The 13,880-nt window shown below is 54.0% G+C and carries 14 protein-coding genes; 7 read left to right on the plus strand and 7 right to left on the minus strand.

Annotation, left to right across the window (positions count from 1 at the left end; translation table 11 throughout):
• Window positions 1–45: 45 nt before the first annotated feature.
• Both GX030_04545 and GX030_04550 read right to left on the minus strand, forming a co-directional pair.
• Window positions 46–2,163 (minus strand): ABC transporter ATP-binding protein, encoded by a 2,118-nt coding sequence (locus tag GX030_04545; GenBank protein ID NLV91650.1) that lies wholly within the window; start codon window positions 2,161–2,163, stop codon window positions 46–48.
• A 58-nt stretch (window positions 2,164–2,221) separates the two neighbouring features.
• Window positions 2,222–3,979 carry an ABC transporter ATP-binding protein gene (locus GX030_04550; protein NLV91651.1) on the minus strand — a complete coding sequence of 586 codons (1,758 nt, stop codon included), beginning with the start codon at window positions 3,977–3,979 and terminating at the stop codon, window positions 2,222–2,224.
• Window positions 3,980–4,082: 103 nt separating this feature from the next.
• On the opposite strand from GX030_04550, the gene nth reads away from it, so the two are divergent.
• Window positions 4,083–4,727, plus strand: a complete 645-nt coding sequence (gene nth / locus GX030_04555) for an endonuclease III (GenBank protein NLV91652.1) — start codon at window positions 4,083–4,085, stop codon at window positions 4,725–4,727.
• Window positions 4,728–4,732: 5 nt separating this feature from the next.
• Here the strand turns inward: nth and GX030_04560 are convergent, their stop codons facing one another.
• The 4 genes from GX030_04560 to GX030_04575 all read right to left on the minus strand — a co-directional run bounded on the left by GX030_04560 (window position 4,733) and on the right by GX030_04575 (window position 6,374).
• The gene (locus GX030_04560; protein ID NLV91653.1) at window positions 4,733–5,332 is read right to left on the minus strand and encodes a lysine exporter LysO family protein; all 600 of its coding nucleotides are present in this window, start codon (window positions 5,330–5,332) and stop codon (window positions 4,733–4,735) included.
• Between the two features lie 11 nt (window positions 5,333–5,343).
• A complete protein-coding gene (locus GX030_04565; protein NLV91654.1) occupies window positions 5,344–5,658 on the minus strand; it encodes a LysO family transporter in 315 nt (104 codons plus the stop codon).
• Window positions 5,659–5,706: 48 nt separating this feature from the next.
• Window positions 5,707–6,057, minus strand: coding sequence for a DUF896 domain-containing protein (locus GX030_04570; GenBank protein NLV91655.1), 351 nt, complete (start codon window positions 6,055–6,057; stop codon window positions 5,707–5,709).
• Between the two features lie 83 nt (window positions 6,058–6,140).
• Window positions 6,141–6,374 carry a hypothetical protein gene (locus tag GX030_04575; protein NLV91656.1) on the minus strand — a complete coding sequence of 78 codons (234 nt, stop codon included), beginning with the start codon at window positions 6,372–6,374 and terminating at the stop codon, window positions 6,141–6,143.
• Between the two features lie 145 nt (window positions 6,375–6,519).
• Between GX030_04575 and GX030_04580 the strand changes: the two genes are divergently transcribed.
• The 6 genes from GX030_04580 (at window position 6,520) to GX030_04605 (ending at window position 13,189) form a co-directional block, all read left to right on the plus strand.
• Complete coding sequence (locus tag GX030_04580; protein ID NLV91657.1) at window positions 6,520–7,113, plus strand: hypothetical protein; 594 nt, start codon at window positions 6,520–6,522, stop codon at window positions 7,111–7,113.
• A 28-nt stretch (window positions 7,114–7,141) separates the two neighbouring features.
• Window positions 7,142–7,915, plus strand: a complete 774-nt coding sequence (gene lgt / locus GX030_04585) for a prolipoprotein diacylglyceryl transferase (GenBank protein ID NLV91658.1) — start codon at window positions 7,142–7,144, stop codon at window positions 7,913–7,915.
• Between the two features lie 21 nt (window positions 7,916–7,936).
• The gene (locus GX030_04590; GenBank protein ID NLV91659.1) at window positions 7,937–8,542 is read left to right on the plus strand and encodes a TVP38/TMEM64 family protein; all 606 of its coding nucleotides are present in this window, start codon (window positions 7,937–7,939) and stop codon (window positions 8,540–8,542) included.
• 468 nt (window positions 8,543–9,010) lie between these two features.
• The gene (locus GX030_04595) at window positions 9,011–9,511 is read left to right on the plus strand and encodes an NAD(P)H-dependent oxidoreductase subunit E (GenBank protein ID NLV91660.1); all 501 of its coding nucleotides are present in this window, start codon (window positions 9,011–9,013) and stop codon (window positions 9,509–9,511) included.
• A 60-nt stretch (window positions 9,512–9,571) separates the two neighbouring features.
• Window positions 9,572–11,365: an NADH-quinone oxidoreductase subunit NuoF gene (locus GX030_04600; GenBank protein ID NLV91661.1), complete on the plus strand. Its 1,794-nt coding sequence runs from the start codon at window positions 9,572–9,574 to the stop codon at window positions 11,363–11,365.
• 27 nt (window positions 11,366–11,392) lie between these two features.
• A complete protein-coding gene (locus tag GX030_04605; protein NLV91662.1) occupies window positions 11,393–13,189 on the plus strand; it encodes a 2Fe-2S iron-sulfur cluster binding domain-containing protein in 1,797 nt (598 codons plus the stop codon).
• 71 nt (window positions 13,190–13,260) lie between these two features.
• Here GX030_04605 and GX030_04610 read toward each other — a convergent pair.
• A partial coding sequence (locus GX030_04610) for a magnesium transporter (GenBank protein ID NLV91663.1) occupies window positions 13,261–13,880 on the minus strand: 620 nt, incomplete at its 5' end.

The raw sequence follows: 13,880 nt of genomic DNA on the forward strand, positions 1-13,880 counted from the left end.
GGTGGGCCGCTTGGTTTTGGACGGCAGAACAGGGCTGTGGTAGGCTTAGGTAGCCACGGAGTTATCGGCGCTGACTTCAGGCTGGGATCCCAGCTGTTCCTTGTACTGCAGTTGATATAGGGTGTAGTACAGGCCCCGTTGGCGCAGCAGCTCCTGATGGGTTCCCTGCTCCCGGATGACGCCCTTATGGAGGACGATAATCTTATCGGCCTTCTGAATCGTTGACAACCGGTGCGCGATGACAAAGGTGGTCCGGTCCTTGGTCAATTTATCCAAGGCGTCTTGGATCAGGAGCTCCGTCTCCGTGTCAATGTTTGCGGTGGCCTCATCGAGTACCAAGATCGCTGGGTCGAAGGCCAGAGCCCGGGCAAAGGCCAAAAGCTGCCTTTGACCCATGGAGAGGGTGGATCCCCGCTCCATTACCGGCTCGTCGTATCCGCCGGGCAGGCGGGAAATGAACTTATCGGCATTGACATACTCCGCTACCCGCTTCACTGTCTCGTCGGAGATATCGGTGTTGTTGAGGCGGATATTGGAGCGAATGTCGCCACTGAAGAGGAAGACATCCTGCAGTACCGTGGCGATGTTGCGCCGCAGATCCTCGGTTCGAACCTGGCGGATGTCGATACCGTCGATGAGGATTTCTCCCTTTTGAATATCGTAGAACCTATTCAACAAACTGATAATCGAAGTCTTTCCTGCCCCGGTGGCGCCGACAAAGGCCACCGTTTCACCGGGCTCCACCGAGAAGTTAACATCCTTGAGTACCCATTCTCCCGGCTCATAGGCAAACCAGACGTTCTTAAACTCCACCTTCCCTCGGACCTTGGGCAGGGGAAGGGGCTCACTGGGCTCGGGGATTACGTCTTGAGTATCCAAGAGGTGGAAGATCCGCTCCGAGGAAGCCATGGCCGACTGGAGGATGTTGTATTTGTCTGTCAAGGCGTTGATGGGACGAAACAGCTGACCGACGTAGTTAATAAAGGCGTAGAGGACACCAAATTCCAAGTTGCCCTGAAGCACCTGTTGCCCGCCAAACCACACCAACAGGACAGTGCCCACGGAGCCTAGGAACTCCATCAGGGGACGGAATATCGCAAAGATGGTTAGCTCCTTCATTGTACTGTCCCGATAACTGGCGTTGATCTCGTCAAATTGCCGGGTTTTCTTCTCCTCCTGGGCAAAGATCTGAATCACTTTCATACCGGAGAAGTTTTCCGCCAAGGTAGAGTTGATCCGAGCCAGTTTCAGCCGCACCTCTCGGTAGGCTGCCCGCACCTTGGTTCGAAAGACAATACTGATGGCCACAATTACCGGCAGCAGGACAAATACGATTAATGCCAATCGCCAGTTGAGGTGCAGCATTACCAGGACGACGCCCAAGAGGGTGAAGATGTCCCGGAAAATATTGACCAGTACATCGCTGTACATTTCATTGAGGGTTTCGGTGTCATTGGTAACCCTGGTTACCAGACGACCTACAGGGTTCTTGTCAAAAAAGGAAATCGACAGTCCTTCCAAGTGAGTAAAGAGGTCTTGCCTAATGTTGAAAATAATCTTCTGTCCCGTGTAGGCCATCAGATTGGCCTGCAGGTAGTTAAGGATAAATCCCAGGACGACAATTGCCAGAAAGATAATCCCCACTTTGATAATCGCAGCTAAGTCCTTGGTCCGAAGCTGCTTTAAATCCGAGGAATCCAGGATTTCCGCCGGGTATTCGGCATACTCCTGATCCGGCGGGGTGACAATCACCCAGCCATCATCCCGTGGTTCAGCCCTGAGGCTTCTAGTATCCCCATGCCAGCCAGTCATCAGCCAGAACTTACCCTTGTCTTCAACTATCTGGTATGAAGTTCCCCGTTGGGCAGTAAGGGGATCGAGGGTGTCGGCAACAAAAAAGACTTGACCGGCAAATTCTACCCCACCCTCAGGGGCTTCTGACGTTGGAAGGGCAACAAGATGCCGATCATAGGCCGTTATGTAGTCGTCGATGACTACCTTAATGAGATAGGGGCGTACCAAGTCTGTGCCCGTTACGAACAAGACCAAGAGAATCGATAGGACAAACAAATACCAGTAGGGTCTTGCATAGGACAATAACCGTCGCATCAGTCGGGAGTCATAGGCTTTACCTAGAATATCTTCTTCGCGGAAATCGGCCATAGGAACCACCTTTCTAATCGTCGATGTTCAACCGATGGGAAGCCCACTACAGGAGGGGCTATGCCCCTTGCAACTCCTCTTGCAGCAGCTGCTTTTGGTAGATATCCCAGTACAATCCCCGTTTTGCCAACAACTCTTGGTGAGAGCCCTGCTCGATGATCTGACCATCGTCCAGGACTAGGATGTTGTCGGCGTGCTTTACCGTCGAAATTCGATGGGAAATGATGATGCTGGTTCGAGTCTTCATGATCTCCTCAAGTTCCGCCAAGATTCGCTCTTCGGTGTTGGTATCTACGGCCGAAAGACTATCGTCAAGGATGAGAATTGTCGGGTTCTTGATCAACGCTCGGGCGATGGCCACCCTTTGCTTTTGACCTCCCGAGAGAGTAACTCCCCGCTCTCCAATCACCGTCTGATATCCCTGGGAAGTCTCCAGGATATCTCCGTGAACTTGGGCCCTTTTGGCGGCAGCCATCGCCTTCTCTTCCGTAATCTCCGACTCCTCCAATCCAAAACCTATGTTATCCAGCAAAGAGGTGGAAAACAGGAAGGTATCCTGGGGTACATAGCCGATGGAGGAGCGCAGTTGCTTCAAGGGGATATCCCTGATCTCTCGCCCGTCCAAAAGGATGGTGCCCCGGGGCGGATTGTAAAGGCGCAGCAACAGATTCATCAAGGTGGTCTTGCCCGAGCCCGTCCGCCCGACGATGGCCAGGGTGGAACCCGCGGGAACATGAAAAGAGATGTTTTTCAGTACCGGCTCTTGTTTCTTTTCGTAGGCAAAGGTCAGATTTCGCACCTCAATCTCCCCTTGGAGGGGTACCGGTCCTTGAGTGGACTTACTTTCATCCCGCACCTCGGGTTTGTTCTCAAAGAGAGTGTTGAGGCGGTCCATGGAGGCTTTCCCCCGTTGAATGACGTTGATTACCATCCCAAAGCCGACCATGGGCCAAATGAGCATCCCAAGGTAGGTGTTGAAGGCGATGAAGTCACCTAAACTGATGTTTCCGTAGATGACCATGGTACCGCCCATGGTGAGCACAATGAGAAAGCTAACCGCGGCAATTAGCTGGACCAGTGGGTGAAAAAGAGCCCAGACCCTAACTAAGCGCATATTCTCATCGAAATAGTCCTGATTGCTGTACATGAAGCGCTCAATCTCAGGCTTTTCCTGCACAAAGGACTTGACTACCCTCATCCCGGCAAAGTTTTCCTGGACTCGCTCCGTCATTCGGGCGAAGGCCGCTTGCACCCGAGTGAATCGCCGGTGAATCACCCGGCCAAATCCCAAGGAGAGGGCAAAGAGTAGAGGTAGGGGGGCCATCGCCATCAACGTGAGCCGCCAATCAATGGTGTTGAACATGATGATCACGGTTAGGATGCAAATAAACAAAGCGTCAACCAACATCACGATACCTCGGCCCAGAGCGTTGCGGACCGCGTTAATGTCATTGGTGGCGTGGGCCAGCAGATCCCCTGTAGTATTTTGGGTGTAAAAGCGGGTGGACAGAGTTTGCAGGTGATTGTACAAGCTGTTACGAAGTTCATATTCAATCAGTCTGGCGGTGCCGGAAATGTAAATCCGCCAGGAGTAGCGACCAACGGCGGTAGCAGCGGCTGTACCTAGGATCAAAGCTATGTAACGCAGCAAAGTTCTTGAAGTCAATTCTCCGGCGGCGAAGTTGTCGGTGAGGGCACCAAGGATTTTCGGCATGATCAGCTGAAAGGAGCCAACCACCAGTAACCAGAAAATCCCATAGACATAGCGCCAGCGGTACTTGCGGATGAAACTACGCATCAGGCCATAGCTATTCATCGAACCACTCCACTCCCTTTATTCTCTTGCTTGGACGCTAGCACTACCATTATATCTCAGTTAGAGGAGAGAGACAAAGCCAATTCCAGAAAGGAGCCGAACTTTGGAAAAAGCAAGAAAAAAGACTAGAGAAAAACAGATAATAGACATCTTGGCGCAACTGTATCCCAATCCTCGATCAGCCCTGAATTTTCGGACTCCTTATGAGTTGTTGGTGGCCACTATTCTGTCGGCTCAGTGTACCGATAAACGGGTGAATGAAATTACAGCCAAGCTGTTTCCCCGGGCCAATACGCCGGAGCAGATGATTGAGCTGGGAATTGAAGGAATTGAAGAGTACATTCGGGGGTTGGGGTTGTTTCGGAATAAGAGCAAGAATATCTACAGGACATCGCAGATCTTGTTGGAGAAGTTCAATGGGGAGGTGCCCAGAACCCGGGAGGAACTAATGCAGCTGCCTGGGGTCGGGCGCAAAACGGCCAACGTGGTCTTGGCCAATGCCTTTCAGATTCCAGCTTTAGCCGTGGATACCCATGTGCATCGGGTGTCTAACCGCTTGGGACTGGTGGCAGCGAAGAAGGTAGAGGAGACGGAGGCCCAATTGATGGATCTGATTCCCAAGGCGGAATGGATTGATGTGCACCACCAGTTGATTTACCATGGACGGAATCTGTGCACCGCCCGCCGCCCCCGCTGCGATGAGTGTCCCCTGTTGCCCTACTGTCCCACGGGGGCGGTACTGCAATAACCTTATTAGAAGAAGCGAATCAGATAGGTGACCAGCAGGGGGATGATGGAGCTTAATACTACCCCGTGGATCAGGGCAGGTATTGCCGCCTCGTCACCGGCACTGCGGACGATGATGGGCAGTGTGGTGTCCATCGTTGTTGCCCCGCCGGAGGCAATGGCTCCGTAGCTGCCGAAGCGGCGAGCCAGGAAGGGGACGGCCACTAGGGTAATTATCTCCCGGAGGACATTGGCGAGAAAGGCCAGGCCCCCCAGTTCCGGATAGCCAGCATCGGCGATAAGGATTCCCGAGAGGCTGTACCAACCAAAGCCAGCGCCCACTGCCATGGACTGGGCCAGGGGCAATCCCAGGGGTGCAGCCACTAGGGCGGTGCCCAGAAGGCTTCCGAGGCCGGAGACCGCGGGCAAAAGGAGTATCGTCGGTCCTTGGCGGCGAATGGCCGCGAGCAGGGTGCGGTTTCGCCCCAAGTCGATGCCTACGGTAACTAGCAGCAGACCCAGGGCGAGGGTAATGATCTGTTCGACATAGATTAGCGATGACTCTGGCAGAATGGAAAGACCAAGAAAAAAACCTGCGGCGACGCAGGCTATCACAGCTAGCAACATCACTATCGCTCCTAGTCGCCCATTGGTGGCAGATCCGCGGAAGTCCGCTTCCTACCCTTGACTGCCTGCAGTATCCATTGCAGAGCTACAGTCAGGCCGACACCGCCACCGATGGCAGCTACGGCTAGAATCACTGCCCGAAGGCCCAGTTGCCCGAGGCGCTCTTGGATACCGGGAGTGGCTCCCAGCTTGGCACCCAGGGCCGTCAACATCACGAAGAGGCAGACCAAGTTCAGCCTGCCGATGGCAGAATGTGCTCGATGGGAGAGCCGGCCGGAAAGGCCAATGGCCAAGCCCAGCAGCAAACAGCCCATAACTAGACCCACGGAAACGTCCCTCCTATTGGTGCCCGGCTTGTCACAGAAAAGTTTCCCTTAGTGGCAGCCGCAGCTGCCTCCTGAGTGGCCTTGACAGCCGCATCCGTGGCCCTCATCGTCACCGGAATGGTCATGCCCACCGCAGTTGCCGCCGCAGGTACAGCTGTGACTGTGCTCCCGGTGGTAATCGGCAGGGACGATGTGGTGATGCTTCTGGGTCTTGAGACGGGGATCATCGGGATCCACGAACTCAATGCTGTCCAATTGCACCTTCAGTTGAGCGCGAATTCCCGCCAGGTATTGCTGGCGAAGCCTTTGCTGCTCAGCGGCTTCCTCTGGCGTCAAACCTTCGGTTCGCTTTTTCTTAGCCAGTTCGTTGATCCTTTGGATTAGCTCTTTGGTAATCATAGCCGATCCCCTTTCTTGGGTCTTTCCCAGCAGATAGGTCTTGGCCTTGGCCTGTGGCAGCCTGCTGCCCTTCCTTTTCCGTCTTAGGAAGCTTCACCGGAGGCACTTTCGCTGTTAGCGGTGGCTTCCTTTCCGTTACTGGGCCGATTGTCCGTTACATAGAAGCCGGAACCTTTGAAGATAATTCCCACATTGTTGCTGATCAACCGTTGGACGGAGGAGTTACAGGTGGGACAAGTCTGCAAAGGCTCGGCAGTAATCCGTTGTTCTACCTCAAACTTACCACATTTCTCGCACTTGTACTCGTAGGTTGGCATTTGACAAATCACCTTTCCACGAATAGTAGTTAGAAGAAGTAACTCTAAATATTATACGGTATCGGGAATTAGTGTGCAAGCCAAAGTTTCGGTATAATAGCTAGTATGCAGCCAATAGATGACTTTTGGTTGGAGGTGAAGCTTGGTGGAAAAATACGTAGTCGGCTTTGATATCGACGGTGTGATCACCGATGAGACTTTACCCGATGGCAGAAGTATCTGGCATCGGGAAATAGATCGCTATTTTGGCGGGGTCAATCTGTTACGCCACAGCTTCTTTTTTACTGAAGCCTACGGCTTAACGGAGCTGCAGGTGGATCAGTTCATGGAAGAACGGGCAGAGATGGTTTTCCGACAAGTCAGTCCCCGGGAGGGGGTGCAGGAGGTTCTGGGTCGGCTCTTGAACCTGGGATTTGAGATTCACCTAGTAACCGCCAGACATTGTCAGTATCGGCAGGTAACGACGGAGTGGTTGCAGGAGCATCGTGTGCCCTACTCTCAGCTGTGGATGACCGAGGAAAAGGATGAACTGTGCGCAGAGCTTGGAGTTCGCTTCTTTGTCGATGACCTGTGGGAAAATTGTCAAGCATTGCTGCAGCGAGACATTGAGGTAGCGATGATGACTGTGCCCCACAACCAGGGACTCGATGTTCCCGTTCCCCGGGTCAGTACCTGGAATGAAGTGTGGGATTGGTGCGTCAAGGTTTATAGTCTAGCGGATTCCGAGGCAACGGCCTAGCCCCGGGGGACAGAAGGCGGGGGTGTTGATGTATCCAGTCTTGTTTCGGGTCTTTGGTTTGCCCGTGCACTCATATGGTTTGATGTTGGCCATCGCCTTTGGGGTGGGAGCTTTGATCCTGCGGCGGCTAGCCCGGCAGGCCAGAATCAGCGATGACTGTGTCGTTGATCTGGTCCTTTGGGCTTGCCTGGGCGCTATCATCGGAGCTCGGCTTCTGTTTGTGTTGTTGGAATGGGAGTATTACTCCCAATATCCAGAGCAGTTGATCTCCGTCAGTGGGGGAGGATTGAGCGGCCTGTCCTTCCATGGCGGAGTCATCGGAGGAGTTGTCGCGGGCCTCCTTGTGGTTCGCCGCTATGGCGTGAACCCTTGGCACATGGCGGACTTGGTAGCTCCCCTTTTGGCCCTTGGCACCGGGATTGCGCGGTTCGGCTGTCTGCTCAACGGGTGCTGCTATGGGTATGTCAGCAGAGTGCCCTGGGCCTTTCCCTGTGCCGCGGTGGACAGCTTGCCTCGCCATCCGACGCAATTGTACGCGGTAGTGGGAAATTTACTGATTTTTGCTTGGCTATGGCGCCGAAGGGGTAAACTGGAATATCGAGGAGAGAATGCGCTGGGCTATGTCATCGCCTATGCAGTGATGCGGTCGGTGGTTGAGGTGTGGCGAGACAGTCAAATTCTCTTTGCCCCCTTTAAGACCACCCAAGTGGCCAACGCCGTGATTATCCTTCTGGCGTTGATTGTGAACTGGCGTCTGGCTCAAAACCGTCAACGGCAAGGCGAGGGATGGGCTGGGGAATAATCCGGCGAAGGTGGTGGAAAGATGGCATCCCCGCAGATCTGGACTCTTGGCAAGGTTACACAGGTGCTGCAACGGGACCTTCCCGTCTATTTTAGATCCCTGCTCCTGACTATGGAGGGCTGGGCCCCCGTGGTGTTCCTGTTGGCCTATGGTGTCAGGCCCATTATCCTGTTTCCTTCGGGAATCTTTGCGATTACTGCCGGGTTGGTCTTTGGTACCCTTTGGGGGTCCATCTACGGTATTCTCGGTGCTACCCTGGGAAGCTGCACAGCCTTCTTGCTGGCTCGACACTTGGGTCGGGATTGGGTGAGAAGCCGGCTGAAGCACCGGATTTCTGCCGTTGACCGCATCACCGGTGAGAAGGGGTTTCTCGTCATTTTACTGCTGCGCTTGGTGCCCCTTTTGCCCTATGACGTGGTTAATTACGGTGCGGGATTGACTAACATGTCCTTTTGGAGCTATGCCTTGGCCACGTTACTGGGAGTGTCTCCTTCGGTGGTGCTTCTGGTTTATTTTGGCCGATCCCTGGCAGATCTGTCGCTGCGGCACCTATTGATTGGTGTGACTGGGATGGCTTTGCTGTCAGGCCTTTCCCTTTGGTTGCGGCGTTACCTGCGACGTTTGTAATATTATTATGAAAAGATTGTGACAATTGAGCAAGATTACTGTGGTGTCGCCGGAATCCGTGGGCTTTTTCACAAATCGATTCTAAGTCCATCGCCTCAAGCCGATGGCGTACCTACCAAAAACCGCTGCTGATGGGGGATTGCCAAGATTGGGCAGTCCTTTTTCTTATTCTAGTCTCGGAGGCAAGTCGGCCATAATCGAGAAAATTGTCACGAAGTTGTGAGAAAACGGGACCGATTCAAAATGTTGACAAGAGTTGCCGAGACTGGTAGAATAGCGTTGATAAGTGCTTTGTGATTGCGTTCACAAGGACTATCCCTCTTTTCTACGGGTTACTTCTGTACTACCTATAGCAAGATCCCGAGGCAATAATTTCGGGATTTTGTATTTTTTACCGGAAACGTTGTGACAAAGGGATATATTTGCAGATTAAGATGGGAGGCAAAGGAGATGGGAGAAGCTGCGGCGATGGCCAAGCAGTGCCGGTGCGGAAACTGTAGTGGGCAAGATGAGCGATATACCAAGTTGCAGAAAATCATTGCTGACTACAAGGATGTGCCTGGAGCTCTGATTCCGGTGCTGCACCAAGCTCAGGAATTGTTTGGATACCTGCCCCAGGAAGTGCAAGCCTTTGTAGCCGAGGGTCTCGGTATCCCCATTAGCAAGGTGGATGGGGTTGTCAGCTTTTATTCTTTCTTTACTTCAACACCTCAGGGCAAGTACAAGATTGGTGTGTGCATGGGAACGGCCTGCTATGTGAAGGGTTCGGCCCAGGTGCTAGAAGAGCTGGAAAAACAGTTGGGCGTAAAGGTATCGGAAACCAGTGCCGATGGGTTGTTCACCCTGGAGGTCACCCGGTGTATCGGTGCCTGCGGTTTGGCTCCGGTAATTACCATCGGTGACGATGTTTACGGGCGGTTGACTCCGGAAGAGATTCCGGAAATCCTTGCTAAGTATCGAGAAGATTAGGTCAGTTTGGCAGTGCTTCGCAGCTCTTGGAGCGACAAGTTGGGGAAGGGGGAGTAAATTGTGGCAACATATCGGTCCCATGTGTTAGTCTGTGCCGGCGCGGGGTGTGTGTCCTCTGGCTGTAAGGCAGTGCAGCAGGCACTTGTTACCGAACTGGAAGCTAATGATTTACAGGATGAAGTTAGAGTTGTGGAAACCGGATGTATCGGCTCCTGCGACTTGGGTCCCGTGGTGGTAGTGTATCCCGAGGGAGTGTTTTATCAGAAGGTAAGTCCCCAGGATGTAACGGAAATTGTCAGCGAGCACCTGGGCAAGGGACGGCCGGTGCAGCGACTCTTTTATCAACGGGCAGATACCGGCGATTTTGAGGAAAAGATTCAGGACATCGATTTCTTTAACCGGCAAACTCGGGTGGCCCTGCGAAACACCGGTGTTATCGATCCTATGGTCATCGAAGAGTATATCGCCAGAGATGGTTATCAAGCTCTAGGTAAGGTCCTAACGGAGATGACCCCCGAAGAGGTCATCGATGTTCTCAAGCGGTCGGGACTGCGGGGTCGTGGGGGAGCAGGATTCCCCACGGGCTTGAAGTGGGAGTTTACCTATAAGGCTGAAGGCGCCGTCAAGTACATCACCTGTAACGCCGACGAAGGTGACCCTGGAGCCTTCATGGACCGCAGTATCCTCGAGGGAGATCCCCATTCCATCATTGAGGCGATGGCCATTGCCGGATATGTAATGGGGGCAAGACAGGGATACGTTTACGTGAGAGCGGAATATCCCATCGCGGTGGAGCGACTGGATCATGCCATTAAGCAGGCCGAGGAGTATGGTTTCCTAGGCGACAACATCTTGGGAACGGATTTTAGTTTTCGCCTGGAAATTCGGGTTGGCGCTGGAGCCTTCGTTTGCGGGGAGGAAACTGCACTTATAACTTCTATCGAAGGTAATCGGGGCGAGCCAAGACCTCGTCCGCCCTTCCCTGCCACCAGCGGTCTCTGGGGCAAGCCAACCCTGAACAACAACGTCGAAACCTTTGCCAATATCTGCCCCATCATCCTCAATGGTCCCGAGTGGTTTGCCCAGATGGGCACCGACAAGAGCAAGGGTACTAAGGTTTTTGCCATGGCCGGCGATATCAATAACACCGGTCTCGTCGAGGTAGAGATGGGCACCAGCCTCCGGGAGATCGTCTTTGACATCGGTGGCGGGATCCCCAAGGGCAAGAAGTTCAAAGCTGCTCAGACCGGTGGCCCCTCCGGTGGTTGCTTGACGGCTGATCACCTCGACACACCGATTACCTACGAAACCCTGCAGGAGTTGGGCTCCATGGTGGGCAGCGGTGGATTGATTATCATGGATGAGGACACCTGTATGGTGGACATTGCCCGCTACTTCCTGGACTTCACCAGGGATGAGTCCTGCGGTAAGTGCAGCCCCTGCCGAATTGGTACCACCAGGATGCTAGAACTCTTAGAGCGGATCACCAAGGGTGAGGGTCGGCCCGAGGACTTGGACGAGCTCGAGGACCTGGCCAGCACCATTCAAGAGGCTTCCCTTTGCGGACTGGGACAATCGGCACCTAATCCCGTTTTAAGTACCCTGCGCTACTTTAGAGATGAGTACGAGGCCCACATCTTCGAGAAGCGTTGCCCAGCAGGACAGTGTCAAGAGCTGCTGCGCTATGTCATCGATGCCGATGCCTGTCGCGGTTGTGAGCTGTGTGCCAAGCATTGTCCCGTGGATGCCATCTCCGGGGTTCGGAGAGAGCCCTTTGTCATCGATCAGGACCTGTGTATCAAGTGCGGCGAATGTATCCAGCGGTGTCCCTTTGAAGCCATTAGCCGTCGCTAATTCGACCAAGGAAAGGGGTGCAGGTTGTTGGTAACCTTAACTATAGATAATCAGAAAGTTACTGTGCCGGAAGGCACCACGGTGTTAGAGGCAGCCAAGCAAGCGGGGATCCATATTCCTACCCTGTGTTATCTCAAGGACATCAACGAGATCGGAGCTTGCCGGGTTTGCTTGGTAGAGATTGAAGGCAATCGCAAGCTGCAAGCCGCCTGTGTGTATCCGGTAGCGGAGGGGATGGTAGTTTCCACTAATTCCCCCCGGGTGAGAAGGGCCCGCAAGACAACGGTGGAACTGATCCTGTCCAATCATCCCCAGGATTGTTTGGTTTGCCTGCGCAACCAAAATTGCGAACTGCAGACCCTGTCTCGGGACCTTGGGATCACTGAGGTCCGCTATACCGGGCGGATGACCGATGTGGACAAGGATCAGTCCTCGCCCTCCATCGTCCGGGATCCCAACAAGTGTGTCCTGTGTCGGCGGTGTATTGCCGTCTGTAGTCAGATTCAAGGGGTAGATATTCTCGGTGCCGCCGGTCGAGGTTTCGATACCGTAGTGGCCCCCGCTTGGCAGGCAGAGATTGGTACCACGGCTTGTACCAACTGTGGCCAGTGTGTCCTAGTTTGTCCCGTGGGAGCCTTGACGGAAAAGGATGATACCGAGAAGGTATTTGACGCGTTGGCAGATCCAGAGAAGCATGTGGTCATCCAGACCGCTCCGGCGGTGCGAGTAGCACTGGCTGAGGAGTTTGGTGAGCCGCCGGGCTCCATCGCCACGGGCAAGATGGTGGCTGCTCTTCGTCGTCTGGGCTTTGATCGGGTCTTTGACACCGACTTCACCGCGGACTTGACCATCATTGAAGAGGCCAATGAGCTGCTGGAGCGTTTGCAATCGGGAGGTAAGCTGCCGCTCATCACCTCCTGTAGTCCGGGATGGATTAAGTTTATTGAGCATCACTATCCTGACATGCTGGAGCATCTCTCCACCTGTAAGTCTCCCCAGCAGATGTTTGGCACCTTGGTGAAGACCTATTACGCGCAGACTGCCAACATTGACCCAGAGAAGATCGTATCGGTCTCCTTGATGCCATGCACCGCAAAGAAGTACGAGGCTCAGCGACCGGAGATGAATTCCAGCGGCTATCAGGATGTGGATTATGTCATTACCACTCGGGAGCTAGCTAGGATGCTGCGGCTTGCCGGTATCGATTGGGCGCGGATCGAAGAGGAAGAGTACGATGAGCCCTTGGGGATCAGTACCGGAGCCGGCTTGATCTTCGGAGCCACCGGTGGGGTAATGGAAGCCGCCCTGCGCACTGCCTATGAGACTGTGACCAAGGAGGAACTGCCCAGTCTCGATTTTACTGAAGTGCGGGGATTGCAGGGAATCAAGGAGGCGGAGGTAGATCTGGGAGGCACCAAGCTGAAGGTTGCCGTGGCCCATACCTTGGCCAATGCCCGGAAGCTCCTGGAGGCCATCAAGTCCGGTGAGGCGGAATACCACTTCATCGAGGTTATGGCCTGTCCCGGCGGCTGCATTGGCGGTGGCGGTCAGCCCCTGCCTGTAGATAACGAAGTGAGACAGAAGCGGATCGATGCTATCTACGCCGGTGATCGGGCGATGACCCTGCGGAAGTCCCATGAAAATCCCGCAGTCAAGACCCTGTATGAGGAGTTTCTGGGTAAGCCCAACGGCCCCAAGGCCCATGAGCTGTTGCACACCAGCTATACCAAGAGGAGAATCATTCCCTTGGGTGAAGACGATGGTGCCGTAGACAGCCCATCTCTAGCGGAGATCGCCGTTGCCGGTAACGGAGCGGACAACTAACGGGGCGGGAAATATCTGACAACAAAACAGCTCTGAGGACTGGTGACACCGGATTCTCAGAGCTGTTTGTTTTAGAGAAGCATCTTGGCAATGGACAGGTATATCAAGAGCCCTGCAACGTCGACGATGGTGGTGAGCAGCGGACCGCTGGCCACCGCTGGGTCCTTCTTAAGCTTGGTCAGGACAAAGGGCATTGTCACACCGACAAGGTTGGCGATGACAACGATAACCGTCATCGACAGAGAGACAACCAGCCCGATTCTCAAGCCACCTTGCACCACTCCCAGCACCCAACTGGCCAATCCCAGGGTAACACCTAGGGAAAGACCAACCCCTAGCTCCTTGAGAAGCACCTTGAACCACTGACTAAGCTGGGTGTCTCCCGTTGCCAGGGAACGGACCATCAGGGTGGAGGATTGCTGACCGGCGTTACCACCGGTAGCGATCAGCAGCGGGACGAAGAAGGTAAGGGCTATGGTAGCAGCCAGGAGCTCCTCGAACACTGCCATCACACTGGAGGAGAGGAGATTGATGAAAACTAGAATCACCAGCCAGCCGGCTCGCTTCTTATACAATTCCCAGACTCCCAGGTTGCCGTAGTCATCCTCCAGGGGAGTTACCGCAGCTCCCAGTTGGAAGTCCTCCGTCGCTTCTTCTTCAATGACGTCGATGATGTCGTCCACGGTGATGA

It is taken from the genome of Bacillota bacterium (assembly GCA_012727955.1).
Lineage (GTDB): Bacteria > Bacillota > Limnochordia > DTU087 > JAAYGB01 > JAAYGB01.

Bases quoted from the DNA above. Each gene is read 5' to 3' on its own strand.
- GX030_04545 (NLV91650.1), bottom strand. From the start codon at position 2,163: ATGGCCGATTTCCGCGAAGAAGATATTCTAGGTAAAGCCTATGACTCC.
- GX030_04575 (NLV91656.1), bottom strand. From the start codon at position 6,374: ATGCCAACCTACGAGTACAAGTGCGAGAAATGTGGTAAGTTTGAGGTA.
- lgt (NLV91658.1), top strand. From the start codon at position 7,142: ATGTATCCAGTCTTGTTTCGGGTCTTTGGTTTGCCCGTGCACTCATAT.
- GX030_04560 (NLV91653.1), bottom strand. From the start codon at position 5,332: ATGTTGCTAGCTGTGATAGCCTGCGTCGCCGCAGGTTTTTTTCTTGGT.
- GX030_04590 (NLV91659.1), top strand. From the start codon at position 7,937: ATGGCATCCCCGCAGATCTGGACTCTTGGCAAGGTTACACAGGTGCTG.
- GX030_04550 (NLV91651.1), bottom strand. From the start codon at position 3,979: ATGAATAGCTATGGCCTGATGCGTAGTTTCATCCGCAAGTACCGCTGG.
- GX030_04595 (NLV91660.1), top strand. From the start codon at position 9,011: ATGGCCAAGCAGTGCCGGTGCGGAAACTGTAGTGGGCAAGATGAGCGA.
- GX030_04570 (NLV91655.1), bottom strand. From the start codon at position 6,057: ATGATTACCAAAGAGCTAATCCAAAGGATCAACGAACTGGCTAAGAAA.